This window comes from Mesotoga sp. H07.pep.5.3 (assembly GCF_002752615.1).
GTDB lineage: Bacteria > Thermotogota > Thermotogae > Petrotogales > Kosmotogaceae > Mesotoga > Mesotoga prima.
In genome coordinates this window covers 1-22,837 of record NZ_AYTV01000022.1, presented here as the reverse complement: position 1 = coordinate 22,837, position 22,837 = coordinate 1, and the positions used below count along the sequence as shown (strand labels likewise).

Annotated in this window: 18 protein-coding genes; 4 read left to right on the top strand and 14 right to left on the bottom strand. The window is 48.3% G+C overall.

The genetic code is table 11. The annotated features are described in order from the left end of the window. Nucleotides 1–31 precede the first annotated feature (31 nt). The 9 genes from V513_RS09325 to V513_RS09280 all read right to left on the bottom strand — a co-directional run bounded on the left by V513_RS09325 (nt 32) and on the right by V513_RS09280 (nt 12,395). Nucleotides 32–1,102 (bottom strand): DUF362 domain-containing protein, encoded by a 1,071-nt coding sequence (locus V513_RS09325; RefSeq protein ID WP_099772528.1) that lies wholly within the window; start codon nt 1,100–1,102, stop codon nt 32–34. Between the two features lie 318 nt (nt 1,103–1,420). Then, nucleotides 1,421–4,228: a hybrid sensor histidine kinase/response regulator gene (locus V513_RS09320; RefSeq protein WP_099772527.1), complete on the bottom strand. Its 2,808-nt coding sequence runs from the start codon at nt 4,226–4,228 to the stop codon at nt 1,421–1,423. A 44-nt stretch (nt 4,229–4,272) separates the two neighbouring features. Continuing rightward, on the bottom strand, nt 4,273–4,755 hold the full coding sequence (locus V513_RS09315) for a hypothetical protein (RefSeq protein WP_257212067.1): 483 nt from the start codon (nt 4,753–4,755) through the stop codon (nt 4,273–4,275). Between the two features lie 173 nt (nt 4,756–4,928). Next, complete coding sequence (locus V513_RS09310; RefSeq protein WP_257212046.1) at nt 4,929–5,570, bottom strand: lipid-binding SYLF domain-containing protein; 642 nt, start codon at nt 5,568–5,570, stop codon at nt 4,929–4,931. A 51-nt stretch (nt 5,571–5,621) separates the two neighbouring features. Next, the gene (locus tag V513_RS09305; protein WP_099772524.1) at nt 5,622–6,146 is read right to left on the bottom strand and encodes a hypothetical protein; all 525 of its coding nucleotides are present in this window, start codon (nt 6,144–6,146) and stop codon (nt 5,622–5,624) included. Continuing rightward, complete coding sequence (locus tag V513_RS09300; RefSeq protein WP_099772523.1) at nt 6,143–6,853, bottom strand: glycerophosphodiester phosphodiesterase family protein; 711 nt, start codon at nt 6,851–6,853, stop codon at nt 6,143–6,145. The genes V513_RS09305 and V513_RS09300 overlap by 4 nt, the downstream gene beginning before the upstream one ends. Before the next feature lie 1,130 nt (nt 6,854–7,983). Then, nucleotides 7,984–9,081: an ABC transporter ATP-binding protein gene (locus V513_RS09290; RefSeq protein WP_099772521.1), complete on the bottom strand. Its 1,098-nt coding sequence runs from the start codon at nt 9,079–9,081 to the stop codon at nt 7,984–7,986. A 23-nt stretch (nt 9,082–9,104) separates the two neighbouring features. Then, nucleotides 9,105–11,318 (bottom strand): ABC transporter permease, encoded by a 2,214-nt coding sequence (locus V513_RS09285; protein ID WP_099772520.1) that lies wholly within the window; start codon nt 11,316–11,318, stop codon nt 9,105–9,107. Nucleotides 11,319–11,393: 75 nt separating this feature from the next. Further along, nucleotides 11,394–12,395, bottom strand: coding sequence for an ABC transporter substrate-binding protein (locus tag V513_RS09280; RefSeq protein ID WP_099772519.1), 1,002 nt, complete (start codon nt 12,393–12,395; stop codon nt 11,394–11,396). A gap of 2,296 nt (nt 12,396–14,691) precedes the next feature. Between V513_RS09280 and V513_RS09275 the strand changes: the two genes are divergently transcribed. Both V513_RS09275 and V513_RS09270 read left to right on the top strand, forming a co-directional pair. Beyond that, entirely contained in the window at nt 14,692–15,312 is a 621-nt protein-coding gene (locus V513_RS09275; protein ID WP_257212045.1) for a GGDEF domain-containing protein, read from the top strand. A 64-nt stretch (nt 15,313–15,376) separates the two neighbouring features. After that, the gene (locus V513_RS09270) at nt 15,377–16,594 is read left to right on the top strand and encodes an MFS transporter (RefSeq protein WP_099772517.1); all 1,218 of its coding nucleotides are present in this window, start codon (nt 15,377–15,379) and stop codon (nt 16,592–16,594) included. Between the two features lie 89 nt (nt 16,595–16,683). On the opposite strand, the gene V513_RS09265 is transcribed toward V513_RS09270, so the two are convergent. From V513_RS09265 to V513_RS09255, 3 genes are all read right to left on the bottom strand, one after another. Continuing rightward, nucleotides 16,684–18,189 (bottom strand): bifunctional metallophosphatase/5'-nucleotidase, encoded by a 1,506-nt coding sequence (locus V513_RS09265; protein ID WP_099772516.1) that lies wholly within the window; start codon nt 18,187–18,189, stop codon nt 16,684–16,686. Nucleotides 18,190–18,697: 508 nt separating this feature from the next. Next, nucleotides 18,698–19,312, bottom strand: a complete 615-nt coding sequence (locus tag V513_RS09260) for a carboxymuconolactone decarboxylase family protein (RefSeq protein WP_099772515.1) — start codon at nt 19,310–19,312, stop codon at nt 18,698–18,700. A 137-nt stretch (nt 19,313–19,449) separates the two neighbouring features. Next, nucleotides 19,450–19,647 (bottom strand): DUF6485 family protein, encoded by a 198-nt coding sequence (locus V513_RS09255; RefSeq protein ID WP_099772514.1) that lies wholly within the window; start codon nt 19,645–19,647, stop codon nt 19,450–19,452. 158 nt (nt 19,648–19,805) lie between these two features. Between V513_RS09255 and V513_RS09250 the strand changes: the two genes are divergently transcribed. Beyond that, on the top strand, nt 19,806–20,132 hold the full coding sequence (locus V513_RS09250) for a hypothetical protein (protein ID WP_099772513.1): 327 nt from the start codon (nt 19,806–19,808) through the stop codon (nt 20,130–20,132). 319 nt (nt 20,133–20,451) lie between these two features. Beyond that, nucleotides 20,452–20,664: a hypothetical protein gene (locus V513_RS09245; protein WP_099772512.1), complete on the top strand. Its 213-nt coding sequence runs from the start codon at nt 20,452–20,454 to the stop codon at nt 20,662–20,664. Nucleotides 20,665–21,327: 663 nt separating this feature from the next. On the opposite strand, the gene V513_RS09240 is transcribed toward V513_RS09245, so the two are convergent. Both V513_RS09240 and V513_RS09235 read right to left on the bottom strand, forming a co-directional pair. Beyond that, nucleotides 21,328–21,732, bottom strand: coding sequence for a HEPN domain-containing protein (locus V513_RS09240; RefSeq protein ID WP_099772511.1), 405 nt, complete (start codon nt 21,730–21,732; stop codon nt 21,328–21,330). After that, nucleotides 21,722–22,033 (bottom strand): nucleotidyltransferase domain-containing protein, encoded by a 312-nt coding sequence (locus tag V513_RS09235; RefSeq protein WP_180274869.1) that lies wholly within the window; start codon nt 22,031–22,033, stop codon nt 21,722–21,724. Before V513_RS09235 ends, V513_RS09240 begins: the two co-directional genes overlap by 11 nt. Nucleotides 22,034–22,837 lie beyond the last annotated feature (804 nt).

Genomic DNA, 22,837 nt, shown 5'->3' with positions numbered 1-22,837 from the left:
TAAGTAATCAGGCTAACGCGAATCCAAGTTTCTATCTGCCGAAGCAGGCTACTTTCTCGAGTTTGTAGCTCCTTTTGCCCAGGCCGATCTTTTCGGCGTGTTCAAGCTGGTGGTGCCAGCTAATTCCGGGATGGGCCCTTTCGAAGGGGTCGTATCCGAGCCTTCCAATTACCAGATCTATGCAAGCCTTGTCCACCGCTACGGGATCTCTGCCCGCCACTATGCCGATGTCTTCCACGACTGGAGGCCTGTTTATGTGCCAGCAGTCGCAGTCTGGCGATACGTTGTTTATGAAGGAGATATATAAAGCATTCTTTCCCTTTGAGGCCGCCAGAGCGTACTCGGCGATCTTCTTGCTTAGAGATTCCGGCGTTCCTCCGGCACCTGCACTCATCGCGCCATAATTGCACATGGCTATACACTGGCCGCATCCGATACAGACCTCATAATCTATTCTTGCGACCCTATCGACAGTAATAGCACCCGTAGGGCAGTTCTTTTCACACATCCCGCAGGCTACACAGTTCTTCTCTCTTACTACGGGTTTCGATTCCGAGTGTTGCTCCATCTTTCCTGCCCTCGACGCCGAACCCATTCCGATATTCTTCAGAGCGCCTCCAAAGCCCGTTTGTTCGTGCCCTTTGAAGTGGCTGACTACTACAAGCGAGTCGGCGAGAGCTATGGCCGATGCGATCTTAGCCTTCTTTATGTAATCTCCCTCAATTTCCACATCTATTTCATCGGAACCTCTCAAGCCGTCGGCGATCACCACGGGAACGCCCACCGACTCCATTGTGAACCCGTTCAGGGAGGCGGTTGTGATATGATCGACTGCGTTTGATCTGCTCCCTTTGTAAAGAGTGTTCGCATCAGTGAGGAAGGGAACGGCGCCCAGTTTCTTGATCTGATCGGCGATCACCCTCAGATAGTTTGGCCGGATGTATGCGAGATTTCCGTACTCCCCGAAGTGAAGCTTGATGGCGACAAGTTTATCCTTCTGGACCACATCTTCAAGTCCGGCTCTCTTAAGTAAGGCCTCGACTTTTTTCAGAAGTCCCATTTCGGGAGTCGTCTCCATGTTTGTAAAGAAGACCTTGCTCATACTATTCCCCTCTCTTTCCAAAGGATTTTCGCCTGGGACTGTTCCAGTGCCTACGTTCTAGAACTTTCCAGTCAGGACAGGTTTTTCGGCGTTAGAGACAATAATCTCAATGTTATCATATCGAAAATTCCAGTACTTCTCTAAACGGAGAATTTCTGCTAGCTGAGGTTCAGGGTTCTTCATAGACCGGATTCTAGCGAAGTAAATTGCATTCTAAAGATTTGTATGGGATCATCTCGCTGAGAAAATTCAGGGAGTATTGACGATCCTTGAAAACCCAGGTAAAAGTGAGAGACCTTCTGTTGCAGTCGCCGCTCCTCACTCCCAGAGCTTACGATAAATTCTCTTTAGCTCTACTATCCCGTCTGATATCTGGTTTTCATCGCCGTTCTTCCCGGCCGTCTCGATTTTGAAGCCCACCTCGGAAATCTCTTCAACGCCATACATTCTGCCGGAACCCTTAAGACTGTGGCCTTCTCTTGCGATCGAACCCATGTCTTTCCTTTCAAGAGCGCTTTCGAGAGTAGCCACTGTCTTGTCGATGTGTTTCCCGTACTCCTCGAACATGGCCGAGGCCTCTTCCATAGAGAGCCCCATATCCTTCGCGAAGACTGTGATATTGTCCGGTGAATGCTTTCTATCTCGCTGAACTGGACGGACTCCGGATCTCTTGTTACCGGTCTTCCCGAATATGCCCAGGTGGTATCGCACGATCTCGAGAAGATCCGACTGCTTGACCGGCTTTCCCAAAAAGCCGTCACAACCGGCCTCGATCGTCTTCTCCTCGTCTCCCTGCATCGTATGTGCGGTCAGGGCAACGATTGGTATCTTGTAACCCTCTTGTCTAAGGGCCTTTGTGGCTTCATATCCGTCCATGATCGGCATTTGCATATCCATAAGGATGAGATTGTACTGGTTGAAGTTTCTCACCATTTCGATCGCCTGCTTGCCATTTCCGGCAAGGTCGACAGAGTAACCGGCCTTTTCGAGAACTTCTTTTATAAGCAGCTGATTGGCTTCGTTGTCTTCCGTTAGCAATATCCTGTATTTGACGTTGTCCTGCCTGGGGCCGAGATCGAAGTAGTTGCTGATCTTGCTCATGAGCTCGTCTTCCTTCACGGGCTTCTGAATTATTTCGTTTACTTTCTTCCCGAAATGGATTTCGTTCTCGGTGGCATCTGTGATCACAATGACGGCAGCTTCGCTGATCCCATCTAGCGCGGCAAGGGCATCATCGGCATTCTTTGGCGCGTCTACCACTGCAAGGGACGCACCTAATTCCCTTACAGCTCTCGAGAGATTCGAAAGGTTTTTCACAGATTCGTAGTGCACTCCATTTCTCTTGAGCATCGCGCCGACGATTGTCAGGAAGTCCTCGTCGTCAGAGGCAACAACAACCTTTCCCGTTGGCGGCAATTCGGGTTTCTCCTTTTGCTTCGGTACTTCCTTAGAAACGTGAGAAGGAATCCTAACTGTGACTTTCGAACCCTCGCCAACTTTGCTCTCGAAGCGTATTGATCCGCCCATCAGTTCAACGATCTTCTTCGTTATGGTTAAACCGAGTCCCGTTCCGCCAAACTTCCTCGACATCGTACCATCGGCCTGAATAAAGGGCTCGAAGATCTTGTCTATCTCTTCTCTGGAGACTCCCGAACCTGTATCCTGAACCGTGTATATCAGGTGGTGGCCATCGTAATCGAGAAGCACTGAAACGTAACCTTTGTCAGTAAACTTGAGTCCGTTGGATACCAGATTGGTCAAGACCTGTCTCATCCTAAATTCGTCTCCATCGACGTATTCTGGAACCCTTTCTGTAATGCTGTTTGCGAAATGCAATCCCTTCGAATACGCCATGGGCAGATATGTTTCGGTGATCTCTTTCACCAGCTTTGCAGGGCTGTACGGGGAAATTATCAGATCGAATCTCGCTGCTTCGATCTTTGAGAGGTCTAGAACATCGTTTATGAGACTGAGAAGATGTTCCCCGCTCCTGTATATTGTCTTGAGATACTTCATCTTTTCCAGATTTGTCTCATCGTTCATCAAAAGCTCGGCAAAACCGAGAATCGCATTCATAGGGGTGCGCATCTCGTGCGACATGTTTGCCAGAAACTCCGATTTCATCTTGCTGGCCTGCTGTGCCTCCTTCGAAACCTTCCTGAGCATTTCATTCGAATTCTTCAGTCTGTCAAGCGTCTTTTCAATGAAGACCATCGTGTTGTTCAGTTCGGAGGCGATCTCGCCCAGCTCGTCATTAGAATTGAGTTTAACCCTGACAAAGGAGCCCTTCTTTATCGACTCGAAACCCTTCAGCAGCTCCGACAGGGCCTTGGATATATGGGCGTTGAGAGTGAAGGACAGCACGAAGGAAAAGCCGAATACCCCGAGTAACACAATGCTGAGTATTGGGAGTAGCCTATTCCTGAGCATCACCATTAGACCCTCAGACTGCAACACATAGATGTCGGCTCCGCCAATCGAAACCTTGTCGGCCAAGAACAGCGATCCCGAGGAGAAGAGGGAGAAGGCGGGCCTCGGTTCGCTCACGGTGAATGGGATTTCACTTGACCACCTCTCCTCATCCAGCACGGTTCTCACATAGAGGCCGGAATCCGAGAACTCTCTCGGGATTACGAAGTGATCATCGATCAGAAGGAAGGCGATTCCGTCCTGCCCAAGGAATGCCGACAGTTCTTCCACATCTTCATTGTCGAAGACAATTCCGGCAACGTATTGCGATTCGTTGCTCTCTACAGTCGAGAAGTAGACGAGCTGTCCCTCGAGCATTTTGAATCCGTTTTCTGCTTCTTGGATTTCGTTTAACTGCCCTTCTGAGATGGCTGGCCTGTTAAGAATTATCTTTCGCTCGTCTCCAAGTCGAACGAGAATATCGCAACCATCATCAATAACTCCCTCAAGCGAATAACCGTCGACAAAAACCTTCATATCCTTGCGCAAGTCGATGAACCACTGAAAGACGGATTGCTTCTTTGAGCTTAGATAATTCTTGTATTCGTCGGTCGCTGTGTGGACAAATGTAACGGAAAGCAGAGCCACAAGGACAGTCAAGACTGCCAGGACGAAGAGCAGAAACTGTAGCGATATCTTTCTACTTAGTTTTCTCATAAAATGACTCTGCCTCCTCAATTGGACAAGACTGCCTCATAATATCATTTGCCGACGTTGAATTCCCAGTGTACGTCCATGATTCTACCCTCGAGAGTTACGGAGTAGTAAATGGACGTATCGAGATAGACACAGAACGCGATTAGCAGGCCCTCTGAGCCGGTAGCAATATATGGATCATGTCTCACCGTCTGGAAGATATATTCCTCACCAATTATGTAGAGATCGGCCCAGACTCCTTCAACGGGTTCTCCGCGCTTACACTTCCCCGTAACGGCCACATTCAGGAACGATACGCGTGTCGCTCCTTCCGGCAGCTCGAAGAATAACAAACCGACAACATCCTTTATCGGGAAATCGAGGTCGGATATTGCATAGAATGGAATCGCGGTTACGGTGGTGAAACTGCCGTCTTCCATTTCGTACCGTCTAGAAGTCAATTCGGAATAGCTGTCTATAAGTGGTTCGATCTGGTGGATATCGACAGACAAACCAACAGATGCGATAACCACAAAGACAATCAACACGAGCCTCAAAACCTAATCTCTCCTTCACGTTAAGAAATGTGACCTAGTCTCAAAGAGATTATATTACGCAAAGGTCGGATATCATAAGAACAGGAGCTCACAGATTAGATTGCTTTCCGTGAGCTCCAGTTGCATCTCAATAGATAAATGGTGTTTCCGTAACAATTACACGATTAGTTCAACCGAACAATAAGAGATTCGAGAAAGTTTATCAGTTCATTTATATCGTCTCCGATTGCTTCCTTCTCGATAATCTCCTGAGGAGTCAAAGACAGCCCGTAATACTCCCTGTTCGTATCCGAATCCTGCCGGATTATAGATCCTCCAAGGGAAACACCGGCGAACATACCGTTGCTGACAGAGTAAGAGTAGATAGCCGCTTCGAGTTTGTAATCGGTGTCGGCGGAGAGAGTCTTTCCGGTAGGTCCGGCCGAGATAGAGGCGCTTCCGCCGAGGGTAACGTTGTTGCTCAGGAAACCTTCTATACCTTTCTCATTCATTATGACGAGTACAAGCCCGCTCTTCTGAACACCGGCCTGAAATCCATAACTGATACCGTATAACTTCAGAAAAAGAGGTCCGTACCAGCGCCCATCCTCTGCTCTCTTCAGCAGAAAGCCCTCTCCAAACTGCCCGCCAAAACCTAGCGCGGCCTTCACCATTTCGGGGTAAATAACTATCCCGTTTGACTTGCTCAACAACTCAACAAAAGAACCGCTGTCTTCCGTTTGCGTGAGCTCTTGAAGAACGCCCAGGGCGTTCTGGATCCGTTCCCTTGGTAAACTTGCCCCAAATGTCGTGAAAGAGGCCATCATGATCACCACCAGTATCAGTCTTTTGATTTCAATCCCTCCCCATTGTTCAGTCTATTTCACATTGAAGAAAATATCCTGCTTGTCCTGTCCAAATGTGACGCTTGTCAACCTGAATTCCCCTTTGGAAGAGATGTGCGAATAGTCGCCGTTCTCGACCTTTACCTCCTGATACTGGAAGTAAGGGAGATCCTGAACGAAAGAGAAAACGCTACCTTTCGAGTCGGTCACGGCATAGAGAAATCTCAGCGCGTCGATTATCTCTGATTTGATCACAGCAACCGTCACATATCCCCCCTTGACTTCGCTCTGAGGAAAGTCTTTCGAGAAGATCTGTCTACCCTCTCCGTCGTAGGCAGCCACGGTCAACAGGGGTTTTCCAGAAACGTCAAGCTTGATCTTGGTGAAACTTATCTCGCTTTCTTCCAGTCCGCAAAGGGCGAGAATCTCCTCTCTGGAAAGTGTGAGTTTTTCCTCGGCTGGATTGGGCTTCTCGCCACAGGAGGAAACGGCAAGAATTGTCAGCAAGGCTAAATTAACAAGAACCACTATCAGACTCTTTCGGCTGTCAAATTTCATACTACCTCCATCATCACATCAGAGCGGTCAGTAATCAAAAAATCGCACACATCTCTGACCTTGAGAAATAGGTCCGAATCGTTTAACGTCCACAAAGCCACTCTCGTTCCTTCTTCGCGGATCTTTCGAAGCAATGAAAGCCCCTTCTCCAAGCCCATGTTTTCGAAGAGATCCTTGTTGAGATTAACAGAATAAGGCCTGTATCTCTCGATCACTTTGTACAGGAACTCTTCACCACCCGGTCGAAGAAGCTCCTTATCTATTATAGGGGCTACCATAGGGCAGCATAACTCCTCTTTGAACTCCTGAAGGCAATCATGATGGAAGGAAGAAAACATAGTCCTTTCGAGGGCGTCGAATCTCTTGACAATCTTAATCACTTCAGGTACAGCCTCTACGGCTTTGATCTCAACATTCACAAATATGTCTTTGGGCAGCTCCCGGTATATCTCTTCTAAAGTGCTCAGGGCATCGAATCCAACAAGCCCCATCTCTTCGAGTTCGGCAAACGTCTTTTCCGAGATCTTTACGTCCAGTCCCATGGTCCTTTTGAGATCGGGATCGTGATTCAAGATGACCACGCCATCCCTTGTAAGCCTAACATCGAGCTCTACTCCATGTGCACCGTAAGATAGCCCTTCTCTGAAAGATTTAAGTGTATTCTCGTATCTGCCCTTCCCCATACCCCTGTGGGCTAAAACAAACATCCAGATCGCCTCCGTAACCCGGCAAAATACTTCGCTGAGATCATTCTACTGTGTTATGGAAACTCAGTCAAGGCAATGTGAGGGAAGAACAGCCAGTCTGCTTTCGCAGACCAGTCAAAAGGCGAGAATCATCGCCGCCAGTGAAGGCTCCGCCTTCGCCAGTACCACTTCTTGGCGCCAGTCTCAGCTTCAAGCTGAGGCCAGTCACTGCAAGCAGTGGCGAGAACAACCAAGAAACGCAAGTGATGCAGAACGTCAGGACCGGCGCACTGCGTGCGGCCAGTTCCGCTTTCTCGTGAGCGCAGTGAACGTCTCGACAACGCACTTTCTCGGCTGCTGTTTTCGGCGAACGGGTCCTAGCTCTTGAACGGTCAACGGAGGACGGCTTTTAATGCTCTTGATCTTAAATCCCCGCTTGAGCGGGGGAGACCGCTTGCGTTGGGGAGTGTACTCCTTGAACAACGTTTAGAATAGGTTGGCCTTTTCGCAACTGAACTACAAATTCACTCTTAACGTTGTTTGGTCTGTGATCCATAGGTATGCTCATAGAAGCAACAAGGAATGAACATCGAACCACCGTCTCAGGGGACTATGTCAGGATAGCAACTTTTCCAAACGTTGGAGACTCACACCCTCCGTCACTTCGTGGCCCTCCTCCCTCAAGGGAGGACTTAAGATCAGGATCATCGAGTGTTAAACACAGCATTCGCACGAGAAACAGCATATTAATGGAATTTAACTACCTAACTCATGGTTAATGATGAGCTCCCTCAAGGGAGGATTAAAATCCTTATTCAGAAGCTCAAACAGTTTCTAGAGGATCCTCCCTTGATCCGGGGCATGGACTGTTTTTCACTGCGTGAAGCACTTTCTTTCAAGCAAACAGCAGTCGTTTCGCCTGACATAGTGGGAGCTGGCCTGCGAAAGTAGACTGGCTTCTGAATTCCTCCCGCGGAAGCGGCATCACTTCCCCGGATGTTCTTCCGGGCATCACTTCCCGACGAAGGCGGCCTCGCCTCCTGCCGGAGGCAGCATCACTTCTACTCTTGCTCTTACCAACCCGCAACCACCAACCCCGAACCTCGCTTGCAATGCCTACCAATCAAGGGCTTCCACGATTCCAACAACTGTTATTCATCGTTGTCTGGCAGAACTTTGGCCAGGTTAGGGATGATTCCGATTGAGACTTTTTCTCCTTCGGCATAGACCTTTTTTTCGGCGGGGTTGTCTATCTGCACCAGTATCTCTCCGTGGCCGGTTGTAACGAAGGACTCGAGGCTTCCGCCCAGATAGATATTAGTTGTCACCTGTCCTTCTATCATGCCTTCTCCGGGATCGAGCAGCTTGAGGGATTCAGGCCTCGCCATTATTACGGCCGATTCTCCTGGAGACAACTCGGAAGAGTACTTTCCAACCTCCACGGTTTTGTCTTCGAATCTGACCTTGCATTTGCCGTTCATTTCCAGAACTTCGACTGGAAGGAAGGCGACTTTTCCAACGAATCCTGAAACGAACTTGGAGTTCGGGTCTTCGTAAATCTCGTTCGGCGAGCCGATCTGTCTAATAAACCCGTTCTTCATGACGATTATCCTGTCAGAGAGACTCATTGCCTCTACCCTATCGTGGGTCACGTATATCGTTGTGATTCCCAGTGCCTTCTGGATGCGCTTTATTTCGACTCGCATCTGTTCCCTCAGCAGGGCGTCCAGATTTGAAAGAGGCTCGTCTAGAAGCAATACGGAAGGTTCCACGATCAAGCTTCTCGCAAGTGCGACTCGTTGTTGCTGGCCGCCGGACAGCTTCGAGGGAGCTCTCTGGGCAAGATCCTTCAAGCCGACGAGGTCTAGTGTGCTCATTACCTTTTCCTTTATCTGTTTCGAGGGGAGTTTTCTCAGCTTGAGGCCGTACGCCACATTGTCAAAAACGTTCATGTGAGGGAAAAGCCCGTAACTCTGAAAGACAGTTGCTGTATCTCTTTTATTGGGCGGTAGATAAGTTATATCCTCATTGCCTAGATAGATCTTTCCCTTTGTGGGGAGTTCGAATCCCCCGATCATTCTCAGGGTAGTGGTCTTTCCACATCCCGAAGGCCCGAGAAGGGTTACCAGCTCTCCCGGTTCTATTTCGAAACTGGCATTGTTGACGGCAATAACATCTGCCTTTCCTTTTACGTCTTTGAAGACTTTGGTTACGTTTTCTATTCGAACCGAGACGGAAGTCTTTGACATCAAACCACCTCACAAACCTAGTGTCAGTTAAGAGTTACGTTCTTTTCCATGTATTCGTTCTTTCTAACAAGAACCCTCATCAGCCCGAATGCCCCAAAGACAATGATTATTAGGACCGTGGAAAGAACGCTGGCAAGGCCGAACCTGATAGATTCGGAGAAGTTGTATATCAGGACTGTCATGTGATACCATTGCGCAGATATCAAGAATATGATTGCGCTAACGGCAGTCATTGACCGGACAAAGGTGTATGACATTCCGGAAATGAAGGCCGGGCGTATTAGAGGCAAGACGATAGTCCTGAAGACCGTGGTTGAATCCGCGCCGAGATCCTGCGCGGCCTCTTCTATTGCTGGATCTATCTGCCGTAGAGTTGCTACGCCCCCCTCAACCCCAACTGGAAGCTCTCTGATTATGTAGTTGATCACGATTATCGCTCCAGTACCGACCAGGATTAAGGGCGGTTTGTTGAAGGCCAGGACATACGAAATACCTATAAGCGTCCCCGGTATAGCGAACGGGGCAAGAATAAGCCCTTCAAGCACCCTCTTTCCTGCAAACTTTTTTCTCACAATGACCAGAGCCGCCATCATCGCGATAATCCCTGCAATTGGTGTCGCTACCGCTGACAGTGTGAAAGTGTCTACTATTGCATCCCTTCCCCTCTGCAGCGCTTCGGTAATGTTCTTAAGGGTAAAGGAGTAGTCTATACCCCAGTTGGCGACGAAGCAGCCGGCCACTATCGTTCCATAAAGTCCGAGGATAAAGACGATCAAGATAACAATAAACGTTATGAGACCGAATTTCACAGGCTTTGAAACCAAATCGCTCAGTCTTGAAGAGGGTTTTCCGGTTACAGTTACGTAGGACTTTCTACTCACCCAGAATCTCTGAATTAAGAAGGCCGTCAGCGTGGGCATGAGCAGGAGTATTGAAAGAGCTGCTCCGTGGCCAAGTCTGTTTCTTCCTGTAACTTCAATATATGCCTCGACTGAAAGAACCTTGTACGAGCCTGCAAGAAGCAGGGGATTTGCGAAGTCGGCCAGCGAGTTTGTAAAAACGAGCAGCCAGGAACTCAGAACCCCAGGAATCGCGAGAGGGAACGTAACCTTTGAGAATGTTCTCCACCGGCTTCCGTTGAGGTCGAGAGAGGCCTCCTCCAGAGTTGAGTCTATGGCCTGCAGGACGCCCGAAAGAGTCATGAATGCTATAGGGAACATGCCGATAGTCTGTACGGCCGTTAGGCCTCCAAGCCCGTAAATGGTGAAGTCCTTCAGCCCGAGTATCTGTTTGGTAATTAGGCCGTTACTACCGAAGAGAAGAATAAGCGACAGAGACAGCGAAAATGGAGGAGAGATTACAGGCAGAAGGCCCATAGTACTGAGAAACTTCTTTCCCCTCGTGGCAGTCCTGTTTATCACAAAGGCAAATATGAATCCGATGATCGTCGAGAATGAGGCAGTAAGGATACCGAGCTTCACGCTTCCCCATAGCGCACTGAGGTATTGCTTTGACGAAAGAATCGTCACCCAGGTCTGCATAGAGAATTTTCCGTCTGCCAGAAAGGTCAACCTGACGGCTTCAAAGAGTGGATAAGCAACGAATATAGCTACCATAAGGAAGAGACCGAGGATAATGTATCCCATTACCGGGTCTCTGAAGAACTTAGAAATAAAGAATACGATCGCGAAGATAGCAAAAGCGCCAAACATAAAGATGTTCAGTAGATTCGCGTAGTTCTCACTGGCCTCCGCAGACATTAGAAAAACCAGGAACCCGGTCATATTGTAACGCGTTTCATCTATTAGTGGTGCAAGCACCAGCGAAACATTCCTTTCCTCGAATGTGTAGTCGAGGGAGGAGTAATAGTTTTCCAGGTAATAAACGCTTTCAAGCCCCTTTTCGAAGTCCTCTGAGCTGCTGATGGATTCGTAGAAGACTTTCAGCTGTTCGTTAGGCGCATAAACCTGCAGTTCATCCCAGCCGGGAACACCATTTATATATAATATCTCGGCTTCTGTGAACTCCTCGTTCACGGCCACTATCCAGTCCTTCACCGTTTCCACGTCTCTTGGTGCAGATTCCGCGATGACTGTGACAAGCTGCCTCTGGTTTTCTCTGACAACGTCAAAAAACGAGTTCTTCAGTGTATCAAAGATCCAGAATAGTGCAATGAAGACAGCGATACTTATGAACCCGAACGATAAGAGCTTTCTCCAGGAATACAATTTGATCACACCCCAAGAGTAACCTTGATTGTCGAAGGCAGAATGAAGAAGAGCAGGAGACTGGCTCCTGCTCTAATCAATTACTTATTCCGCAGCGCCGCCGATCTCTTTCGTCCAGCGGTCGAGCAGTCTTTCCTTGTTTTCAGCATCCCAGACATAATCCTGATGAACCGTCTTGATTTCGTCCATGCTGAATGAGAGCGGATGCTTTGGGGCGATCTTGGAAACCGGTATTACGTACCAGCTTGCGATGATTGCCTGTGCCTCTTCGGTGAGTATCCAGTCGTACAGCTTCTTGGCATTTACGGGATCCGGGCCGCCCTTTATCAAAGACATAGATGCAATCTCGAAGCCCGTACCTTCCTCGGGAACGGTAATCGTGATATCTGCACCTTCGGCCTTAAGCTTTACCATGTCATGGGCATAACCGATTGCGAACGGGATCTCTCCAATCGCAACGCTCTTACCGCCCGCAGAGCCGGACCTTGTGTACATCTCGATGTTCTCGTCCAGCTTCTTCAGATAGAGGAAAGCGAGGTCTTCATCACGACCGAAGAGGGAAATCATGCAGGTTATGAGGTTGTAAGCCGTTCCAGACGTATTTGGATTTGCAACCCTTATCAAACCCTTGTACTTGGAATCGATTATATCGAACCAGCCTTTCGGGGGTTCTAGACCGAGTTCGGCTGCTCGGCCATTGTGAGTCGCAAATGCCAGAGGCCCAAGATAAAGTCCTATCCAGTAGCCTTCAGGGTCCTTGTACTGGTCCGGCGTGTTTGCAGCGGCTCTGGAGAAATAAGGTGTGGTGAGACCTTTGAGCTTGGCGCTTATGTGATTCAGTCCCACTCCTCCAACCCATATGGAAGCTTGTGGATTCAGCTTTTCCGCTTCCATTCTCGCCTCGGCCTCTCCACCGGAAAGTCTTACCCAGTCAACCCTTATGCCGGTTACTTCCTCGTACTTGTCAAACAGCTGCTTTGCCGCAAGCTCCTCGAGAGTAGTGTAAACGGTAAAAGAGTCAGCGGCAAGAAGGGTTACCGAAAAGGCAGCGCAGATGATAGTAAACAAAATAAGAAATCTTCTCATGCAAACAAACCTCCTTGAAAGATGTGTGGTTTTGGAAAACGTTTGCCAGTGTTGATTCAGATGAAAGTAGGATGAATTTTATGACTTGTAGAAATTATACCATTACGATGACTTGAAACTGCCATAACATTTCTTAACTTTCTTGGAAAAGAACGGTCTGCCAACTAAGGAAGAAGGGGCATAAGAGGCAATGCTGCCTTCGGCAGGAAGCCTTCTCAGGTCCACCGTCAAAGGTTCTCCGTCCGAGAAAAATACCGGTTCTTCGTTCCGACGCTGCGCATTCAGGTTCTTCGTTACTGGTCAAGCACTTGCCGTCAACGGTTTCACTCTGGTCTTTCCAACTCCCAACCCCCGGCCACGGCCTTCAAAAGCCCGGATCCCGAAACAAGTTCGGGATGACAATGAGAGGGACGACTGAGAAGTGATGACGGGAATGATAGCACTGGTTATTTCGAAAACGTCTCAATCGGTCATGCTCGTGTTTCAGCATCCCGTTCTAAGAACCGCTATTCGCTTAAGTACGAAGACCCGCTAATCGCTGTAAGCGAAAATAGGGACTGACCGGCTCCCATGGTCCCATTTTTCACGAGGGGCAGGGATCCTGACCAGGAGCATTGTCAGGATGACGCGATGGGAGAGCCTGGCCTGAAAAGATTCTGTTCAGGGGATCTGCCCGGGATCTAGTATCAAAAATCCGACGGACGCTTACAAGACCTGTCCAGCGTTTCTCGTCCCAAATCATGGACCGGTCTTTGGATAAGATCAACACCAAGATCCCGAAACAAGTCCGGGATGACAAGGTGAGGGACATCCAAGAAGTCATGACGGGTATGACAGCGTTTGCTAATTCTGAAAACACGATAATTTGTCATGCTGAACTTGTTTCAGCATCCCGTTCTAAGAACCGCTATTCGCTTAAGTACGAAGACCCGCTAATCGCTGTAAGCGAAAATAGGGACTGACCGGCTCCCATGGTCCCATTTTTCGCGAGGGATAGGGATCCTGACCAGGAGCATTGTCAGGATGACGTTTAGCGGCGTCATCCCGTGATTCCCCCATGCTGCCACCCCGTAGTGCTTCTGTACGGGGTCTCATACCCATGAGCCGCAGCGCTGATAAAATCAAAACCGGATCCCGAAACAAGTTCGGGATGACAATGAGAGGGACGACTGAGAAGTGATGACGGGAACGAAAATAGGGACTGACGATTCTCCTCACGTCTGTGCCTTTTTCGCGAGGGATAGGGATCCTGACCAGGAGCATTGTCAGGATGACGCGATGGGAGAGCCTGGCCTGAAAAGATTCTGTTCAGGGGATCTGCCCGGGATCTAGTATCAAAAATCCGACGGACGCTTACAAGACCTGTCCAGCGTTTCTCGTCCCAAATCATGGACCGGTCTTTGGATAAGATCAACACCAAGATCCCGAAACAAGATCGGGATGACAATGAGAGGGACGACTGAGAAGTGATGACGGGAATGATAGCACTGGTTATTTCGAAAACGTCTCAATCGGTCATGCTCGTGTTTCAGCATCCCGTTCTAAGAACCGCTATTCGCTTAAGTACGAAGACCCGCTAATCGCTGTAAGCGAAAATAGGGACTGACCGGCTCCCATGGTCCCATTTTTCGCGAGGGGCAGGGATCCTGACCAGGAGCATTGTCAGGATGACGTTTAGCGGCGTCATCCCGTGATTCCCCCATGCTGCCACCCCGTAGTGCTTCTGTACGGGGTCTCATACCCATGAGCCGCAGCGCTGATAAAATCAAAACCGGATCCCGAAACAAGTTCGGGATGACAATGAGAGGGACGACTGAGAAGTGATGACGGGAATGATAGCGCTGGTTATTTCGAAAACGTCTCAATCGGTCATGCTCGTGCTTCAGCATCCCGGCAGGCTTACCGAAAACATCACATTCCGTGACAGCGTCCTGTAATTCTTAAGAACACAACATTCCGTCATTCTGAACTTGATTCAGAATCTCGATGCTCTCTTCTTGAGTGTCAGTAATGAGTTTACTTAATAGCCCTTAAGAAAAAGGTTTTCTTTCTTCTTCTCACAACTTGCATCTAGGAACTTGCAACCGTTCTTTTCTGAGAACGGAGAACCATTCAACGGCAGACCGGATCTTCCTACATCTATCCTCAAACCTCTGACTCCGGCCTTTGATCTACCTACCCCGTTCCCCCAACCACTGACCTCGTTTTCATCATCTGCCCGCGTCTGGCTTGCAGGATTTAACCTTCCGAAAATGGAATATACATATATTGCATGATAATATAGGGACGTACATATATGACTATATATAGGAGGGTATTTATGACTTTTGACCAGTGGAAAGAAGAGCTCGAAAAACTCTCAAACGAAGGCCCCTTTGCTATTGCAGATATAGATATCGACAAGTTTTCACTTGTGAACAAGGAGTATGGAAGAGAATGCGGAGACAGGGTCTTCGAGATTCTCGACAAGACGCTGAAGGAGAATCTCCCGGAGAAGCTCTCGTTTGTCAGATTTGGAGACGAGTTTTTTGTCTACAGCAGCGAGTACACCCTTGAGACTCTGTTTATGGAGATGCAGGATTTGACCCAGACTATCTCGAAGCTCTCATTTGAATGCAAGGGAAAGACGGTTAGGTTTACCGTCAGCGGTGCGGTAGGAGAGTTTCCAAGGAACGCGTCGACGATCGAGAAACTGCTGAACCTGCTTTCGGAGGGAATGAGAAAGGCAAAGGTCACAGGGAGAGCACAGATAATCTTTGCACCGCTTGAAAAGGAATCGAAGATGGTTATGAAATCCAACTACTACTTGAGATCGCAGCTCGACGGACTGGCAAAACTAACTGCACTGTTGAACAGAACCGAGTCATCACTCTTACGGGAAGCGCTGGATGATCTACTGAGAAAATACAAACTGTAGAAATCTCAAAATACCGAAGAGAGGGTGGCCAGGGAGCCACCCTTTTTGTTTAGGAGATGATCTCATGAGGGAGAAGATGAATCGAAACATCTCAGTTTACTACCGTTTCAAGTTTTCACAGAACATGCTCATCATTGGTCCGGTTCTTGTTCCTTATATGCTTTTCAAGGGGCTGAGTTATTCGGAGATGATGTTCCTGCAGTCGATCTCGGCAGTGGCAGTTGTTCTCTTCGAAGTGCCGACCGGTTCGATAGCCGACAGGGTTTCAAGAAAGTTCTCCCTCGTGATTTCATCGGTAATAACGGCCTTCGGACTGTCTCTGTATATTGTCTGCGAAAGCTTTCTGGCCTTTGCCCTTGCAGAGCTGCTCTTTGGGCTTGGAATGACTTTCAGCTCAGGTGCGGACTCGGCTATACTTTTCGAGAGTCTTTCAAGAATGGAAAGAGAGAAGGAATACAGCAAGATAGAAGCGAAGGCCATGTCAAATATCTTCGTAGGTCAGGCCGTTGGATCGATAGCAAGCGGGCTTCTATATTCAGTTTCACCTTACATTCCCTTCTGGATATCTCTGGGGATGCTGTTTCTATCGAGCGGCTATTCCCTCTTCTTCACAGAGCCTGACCATGGAGAAAGATCAAGAGAGTCGTATCTGGTTCACGTTGCTAGGTCTTTCGGCGATGCCGTAAAGAAGCCGAGAGTCAGATGGGCCCTGTACTTCTCAGCGCTGATGGGAGTGATGCTGAGGGCAAGCTTCTGGCTGTATGAGCCGTACTTTAAACTTGTCAGGCTGGATATTGCCCTCTACGGGGTTGTCTTTGCCGGGTTCAACGTAGTTTGTGCGCTTTCGTCAAGGTATCTAATGAAGCTCTTCGAAAATGTCAGACCGAGAAAATCGCTGACATTCCTTGGGTTACTTATGGGAGGCGCGTATCTAATCCCTCTGATTCTTCTGAACGTCGGTTCGCTTGCATTTCTAGCGCTTGGTCAGATAGTCAGGGCTCTATACCAGCCCATCATGAGATTCTATATCAACAGGCAGATAGAAGATGCCTTCAGGGCGACGATAATCTCGATAGTGAGTCTAACCGCCAGCCTCTCCTTTGCAGTCTTTTCGCCGCTAATCGGGTTGGGGCTGGACAGGGCAGGCGCAATTTCCGTTTATCTAGTAATGGGGCTTGTTTCGGTCGGCGGATCACTGTTCCTCTGGAGAGTCAGGAATCTCCAGAAAAGGAAGAAGGCCGCGGCGGATAGAAAATCTGCGCTGGACGAGACAGTTAGTTAAACTGAAACGGGTCAGAAGTTCGGGAGATTATATTTCTTGCACAAGAGAAAACCCCCACCTGAGTGGGGGTTTGTACTTGCGGTTATCTATTACCTAATTCTTCCGTCAAGTCTGGCGCTTACCGGACTGTTGTTCTGCATGTATTCCTTGACTATCTTCTGTACATCCAGTCCAGTATCGGTGTATGGAAGCCCCGCAAAGAGATCCTTGTAACCGGGAGCGAAGAGGCCCTGATAATTCGTTGTGGCCACCAGATAGGTTGCCTCGGGATTCAGCAAAGCAAAGCTGTCCGGGCATTCCGGGTCTTCCTGGACCTCAATTGACGTCGCCTTTCCGTTGCTGATTATAAATCGCACACCGGAGACCTGAGAGAAGAACCCGGTACCGCTCTGGCTAACTGAATGGTTCAGAATCTTCTCAAGCGTTTCTCCCTTTACCTCGTAGACATAGATTGTGTTGACATAAGGAAGGGCGTTCTTCAGATCCTCGTAAACAGTCGATCCCGGTGCAATAGATGCCCTGAAGCTGCTCGAAGTAGAAAGGGCGACGTTTGCCCCTGATTTCTCTCTAATGATGTCCATCACGAAATTGCCTAGCACCGATTCTCCCGTGTTCACATTAGCTACAGATAGTTCGGTTTCAACATCCCCGATCCATTCGAACAGGTGAGCGAACTCAGGATCGCTTTCCAATTCGTATTGAAGTTTTTCTACCTTATCCGCAATGACTGGATCCTCTGGCATGGAATCATCCATGGGTATTAGCGACCCCGAGACGGATTTCTGACCGTCGGCTCCAAAGTAAACCACTACTTCCGCCGCATATGTCCCATACTGGTAAGGCGAAATGAAGTATGTTTCAGTTCCCTCGATCTTTGTAAGAGGGATCTTGAGATGGCTGTGTGTACCGAAGATCAGGTCTATGCCTTCGATCTCTCTTGCCAATTTCAGTGTCTCCTCGTACTCTGCATGTCCAATGAAAACGATAAGATCGACTCCCTCTGCCTCCATTTCGTCAACGATCTCACCCGCAGTCGTCATAAAATCTCCGAAAGTCGCTCCTTCGACGGGCCTCGCAGCTGGCTTGACAAGGCTATCGAAATCCGATCCTGCAAGAGCAAAGACACCGATTTTCTTGCCTTCAACTTCTAGGATCAAATACCTCTTCCCGAAGTACTGGAATACAGGTACTCCACTCGCATCGAGAACGTTGGCGCCAAGAATCGGATAAGTGACATTTTTCCATACTTCCTGAAAATCTGCCGGTCCGTATTCCGAGTCGTGATTGCCGTAAGCCATGGCATCGAAGATGTTGTTGAACCAGGGCATCTCTATGGCGTGGAACTTGTCGGACCACGCAGGGGTCCCGAGGTTTATCATGTCTCCGCCGCCAAAAACGAGAGTGTCTTCATCGCCGGCTTTCTCTTTCAGAAAAGCGATTATCTTGGCAATCCCCCCGAACCCGTGTTGTCCCTCAGAATAGAAGGGAAGTGCGTGGGAGTGATAATCGGTTACGAGATACATCTTGATGGTCGTTGAGAACGAAAGGATTGAAAGAAGCAAAACAACCAGTAAAAGGAATTTACCCTTTTTCACTGTCAACACCTCCTCGTGGTAGTCAAGCCAATTCTAGCACCGTTAGGTTAAGTCAAATTTCTCCAGGTAAATATATTGCCTTAAAGATTGATGAGGCAAAGGGCATCGCTGGAAGTAAGGCTCGCTAGCGCGCGGAAGTGATGTTACTACAATCAGACGCAAAGCGCCGAAAAAGATCGGCGGTCGCGCAATGCCGGTAAAGATCGTGCCGGGACGCAATGCACTGAAGACCATCAGTTGACGCAATACTGCCTTCGGCAGGAAGCCTTCTCAGGTTCACCATCAAAGGTTCTCCGAGAAAAATACCGGTTCTTCGTTCCGACACTCCGCGTCCACGTTGTTCATTTTTAGAACCAGATCCCGGATCAACTTCGGGACGACAACATAAGTGGTTGCGAGAAGTCCTTATTGGATGACATCCTCAGCAACACTGAGGAGCATGATGATTCAACTGCTTATGTTCACCAAACCCTAGACCCGAGACCCTAAACCCACGTAAAAAAGGCTTCTATCCAAGACTTTCCTGCGCCTGGAAAGTTATTATGGGCTTCTTGAAAAGACTTACGAGCAGGGCATGTACAAGCGCCACGGGGATGAGGAAGATGAAAGAGACAAGCATACTGATTTCGTACCATAGGCTGCTCCCCTCAACTGGCTTTCCCTTAATACGGTTTACTAATGCGCCCCACACTATTCCGAGGGCATTTCCCATCATGATTGTCCGGACAGCACCAAGTATTCCCTTAGCCTTTGATTCCCCATAGAAGGTCTTAAGAGAATTCCATGAATCCTCGGAAGGGTTTCCCGAAGAGTTTGCGTATTCTCGCGAGAATAGAATAGCCGGAGCGTCCTCCTGAGGGATCTCTTCAACGTCAGCCACAAAGAGCATCTGAATCTCTTCTTCCTTTATTCCCTCTTTTTCGGCAACCTTGTTGTGGAAGACTGTACAGACCTCGCAGCCGTTTATTTCGGTTACGGTAAGCATCACCTTTTCGATCAACTCGGTGCTAAGCTCTTTGCTTCTCTTTGCACGGTTCATGTATTTCATTGTTCTCATCGCATCGAAGAGAATTTTGTAAGACTCCTTAATAGTAAAGAAGCGCTTATAGAACTTCTGATTCAACTTTTCCTCCAGAGAAATCTCGATCCCAAATCGAGATTGGGCAATTTATAACTACTCCATTTTAGCATCTAATAATGCATCTCATCTGGAGGAGGAATTCTGGCCCGCTACTTGAAGACTTCATTACTATCCGAATGTTATCTTTTGCTGTGGACCTTCACAAAGTACTCAATGCTTCTGTCCCAGGTTTTCTCCTGTTCTTCAGTGAAGTAACAGGCCGGAAGTTCTCCGTTTCTACGGTGATAAGCGATGCACTCGCAGCACTTTCCCTTTCTTGGGCAGCCCGGGTAGGTGCAGTTGCATTTCTCAAGATTTCTGTCGACTTCACATTGCAAGATCAGTACCTCCCTTTGTTCATTTCATTCCTGATTTTATCGGAGAGTCCTCCTCAACCGATTCTGCATAGCCGGCTTCCCAGAAGGTTCTTCACCATTAATCTCTCTTTAATCAGGAATACTCTAATATGCTAATATATGAGAAGGGGGGAATCGTAATGAGAAAAACTCTACTGATTTTACTGTTCGTCTCCATGATATTTGGCTTGACCCTGGCAAATAACGGCAAGGGTCCCGGTGATGGCATTCCCGATGGGCAGGAGCCCGGGGCAGGTTTTGGTTCTCCAGGAACAGGAAAGGGAGAAGGTCCCGGCGCTGGTAAAGTCGACTCTGGAGGCAGCACGACATTGCTGCTGGAAAATCTGGAGGCAGAAACCGTGAGTTCTGAGCCTGTTCTTGTCCGCTCAATGAATAGATTGGTCGAAATGATCAGAAACATGTTGAGAAATCTCTTTAGAGTGCGTACCGCTCTCTCAGCAAAATAAAAACCTATTACCCCTGTTTACTCCTAGTCTAAACCGCCGCTACCGTATTACCAGGACAGCGGCGGCCTTTTCTTTTATGTGTAGTCACTGTTGAACATCGAGCCGCATCATAGAGCGCAGGCAAATTAGGGTGCGTCAACCCCCCCGGGATAGAGAGTCTGCTTTAAGATAAGAGTGGAGTCGTTTCAAAATCTGCCTTGTCTTCCTGAAGCTTCCGTTATCGAGACGGTCAGACAGTTCAATTAGCGAAGTCTTTAATCACTCTTTAATGAGGTAAGAAATAGGATCTAATCATTTGAATACAACGGGGGTGATGAAAATGAAACGAATTACCGCAATTGTCCTTTTCTTGTTACTTGCCTTTGGAATCGCTCTTTCAATCAATGGCAGCGGTCCGGGCGACGGTGTGCCCGATGGCCCTGATGACGATGCGGGTTATGGAGCACCAGACGATTCCTGCGAGGGAAACGGTCCCGGTCAAGGGAAACCGGCACTCGATGAAGATGAGATGGTTATTGGAGAGATTTCATAAAAGGGTAAATTTCTCTGAATTTTGAAGCTTGAGGGGGACCGAAGAAAGTCGGTCCCTCTAAACTTTCTATATGAGCATTTTCGATCGACAGTTAATGCTTGCGGAAATTCCATTACTCTATCTTTGGAAAAGGAAGGAAACAGCCAACAAGAAGTCGCAAATCACAAGGCATCCTAATTCTCGAGTCTATAAGAATTATCTTAGGGCAATTCTTGCACTTGCAACTTGGAACTGAGAACTGTTCTAAGAGCCGTGGTTGGTGGTTGGTTGGAGCTAAAGGAAGAGAAGACAGCAATCACCCCGCGGAAGAATATCAACTTGTTTGAACCAACTCAATTTGCCATCCTAATGTGATCTTGATCAGGATCTAATCTTTGATCTTATAGGTGAACGGATTCATGATCTGGGACGGTCAACGGTGAACAGCTCCTCGCAGCGCTCAGCGGCTCTCAGGATCGAGATGCTGAAACAAGTTCATGACGAATTATTACGCTTTCGGAACAAGCATTCGTTGTCATTACACGGAACCTGCCCTGAAGCCTGCACCAATGAGCCTGCCCTGAAATGCTCTTGTTCAGGGGTCCTGTTTGGGGTCTCCTGTTGGGCTCCTGTTCGAGCCTCTGTTAAAGGTCATCCCGAACTCGATCCCGGATCTGGTCTCAATCAATACTCTGAACTCATAATCGAATCAGAAACCCATTCGAAAACGAACTTGGCTGATTCGAGAGCCATTCTGTATTCAGATTCGGTAACAGGTTCAACGATTCCGGGATATCGAGAAGAGACAGCATAGTCTGTAAGCTTAGCCGCTTCAAACACTTCTTCCGGAATTTGTATGCTGTCGGGTATATGCTGAATGAGAACGTTGATATTGTGGGTTCTCGGAAACTGGATTCCGCAGTAAATCAGCAGTGCCTTGAGAGACTTCTCACAAGCCTGTTGTGCGAGAAAACACAGGGTACCCGGCAGAATCGCGCCTTCCGGTTTTATGGAAGCCAAAGAAAGGTCACTTTCAGCGTAACTGAGCCATGTTCTCGAAATACCACGATTCTCTTCGTCAAGATGCATATAGCTCTATTCCTTCCTTCAGGGCACTATTGAAAACCATGAAGGGATTGTCTGCGTAATTTGCGATATCGCTCTCGGTAGCTACAATGAGGTCGAAAGGAGTTTTTACACCTTTGATTTCTCTGTACAGCATCTGTGCCGTTCTCCTGCGGCCTTCCCCATCCTTCACAATAACCAGGAGATCATAATCGCTCGTGACTGAACCCTCGCCCCTGGCGCGCGAGCCAAACAGCAGTACTCTTAAGGGAGACGCCAGCTGAACAATCTGATCCAGTAATAGATTAAGATCATTATCGACCACATTTACACCTCCTCGACTCCACTAGATTATAGCAAAATGCTGTTTTCTCAATAACGAAGTCGAAAAGCTAACAGAAGCATCGGGGATTCATGCTCGGCTTCGGTAGAAAGGAATAAATGTGGACTTTCCAAGAACGTCACATACTATCATCTGAACTTGATTCAGAATTACGCTCTCAAGGTTTTCTTCAATCAGAAACATCTAACCCGCATCTTCGATCGGTTCAAGAGCAGATCCCGAAACAAGTTCGTGATGACCCTTAACGTAAGCCCAAAAAAGAGACATTTCGGGCAGCCTTACGGGTGCTGAAGTAAGTAGTTTGTACGAGTGGCTAGTGATGAGAGCCTTCTCTTGCATCGCGTCATCCTGACAATGCTCGTGGTCAGGATCCCTATCCCTCGCGAAAAAGGGGCAGACGTGAGGAGAATCGTCAGTCCCTATTTTCGCTCTCGTCTTCTCATGAGCGCAGCGAACGTCTTGCCCCTCGCGTAAATCTCCCGCCTCAACCTTCTGATCTTGGTTTTTCCTGTAACCTGAATGCGCAGCGTCGGAACGAAGAACTGCTCTTCGCTCTGGAACGAACAAAAGGTTTTTTTATTCGGAGAACGGATAACCATTCAGCGGTGATCCTTTTTCACTCGCTCTTACCAACCTGCAACCACCAACCCCCAACCTCGTCGTTTATTCTTGCATCTTGCAACTGATATTTTGTTCTTACCAACCCGCAACCACCAACCCCGAACCTCGTCATTTATTCTGGTGAGTAGCCCAGGGGGATTTCACCCCCAGGCTCTCTCAGAACCG

What these genes read in the sequence shown, in the direction of transcription:
- V513_RS09310 (WP_257212046.1), bottom strand. Translation starts at nt 5,570, where the DNA reads ATGATGGCCTCTTTCACGACATTTGGGGCAAGTTTACCAAGGGAACGG.
- V513_RS09245 (WP_099772512.1), top strand. Translation starts at nt 20,452, where the DNA reads ATGAAACGAATTACCGCAATTGTCCTTTTCTTGTTACTTGCCTTTGGA.
- V513_RS09290 (WP_099772521.1), bottom strand. Translation starts at nt 9,081, where the DNA reads ATGTCAAAGACTTCCGTCTCGGTTCGAATAGAAAACGTAACCAAAGTC.
- V513_RS09240 (WP_099772511.1), bottom strand. Translation starts at nt 21,732, where the DNA reads ATGCATCTTGACGAAGAGAATCGTGGTATTTCGAGAACATGGCTCAGT.
- V513_RS09320 (WP_099772527.1), bottom strand. Translation starts at nt 4,228, where the DNA reads ATGAGAAAACTAAGTAGAAAGATATCGCTACAGTTTCTGCTCTTCGTC.
- V513_RS09275 (WP_257212045.1), top strand. Translation starts at nt 14,692, where the DNA reads ATGACTATATATAGGAGGGTATTTATGACTTTTGACCAGTGGAAAGAA.
- V513_RS09325 (WP_099772528.1), bottom strand. Translation starts at nt 1,102, where the DNA reads ATGAGCAAGGTCTTCTTTACAAACATGGAGACGACTCCCGAAATGGGA.
- V513_RS09300 (WP_099772523.1), bottom strand. Translation starts at nt 6,853, where the DNA reads ATGTTTGTTTTAGCCCACAGGGGTATGGGGAAGGGCAGATACGAGAAT.
- V513_RS09280 (WP_099772519.1), bottom strand. Translation starts at nt 12,395, where the DNA reads ATGAGAAGATTTCTTATTTTGTTTACTATCATCTGCGCTGCCTTTTCG.
- V513_RS09305 (WP_099772524.1), bottom strand. Translation starts at nt 6,146, where the DNA reads ATGAAATTTGACAGCCGAAAGAGTCTGATAGTGGTTCTTGTTAATTTA.
- V513_RS09270 (WP_099772517.1), top strand. Translation starts at nt 15,377, where the DNA reads ATGAGGGAGAAGATGAATCGAAACATCTCAGTTTACTACCGTTTCAAG.
- V513_RS09250 (WP_099772513.1), top strand. Translation starts at nt 19,806, where the DNA reads ATGAGAAAAACTCTACTGATTTTACTGTTCGTCTCCATGATATTTGGC.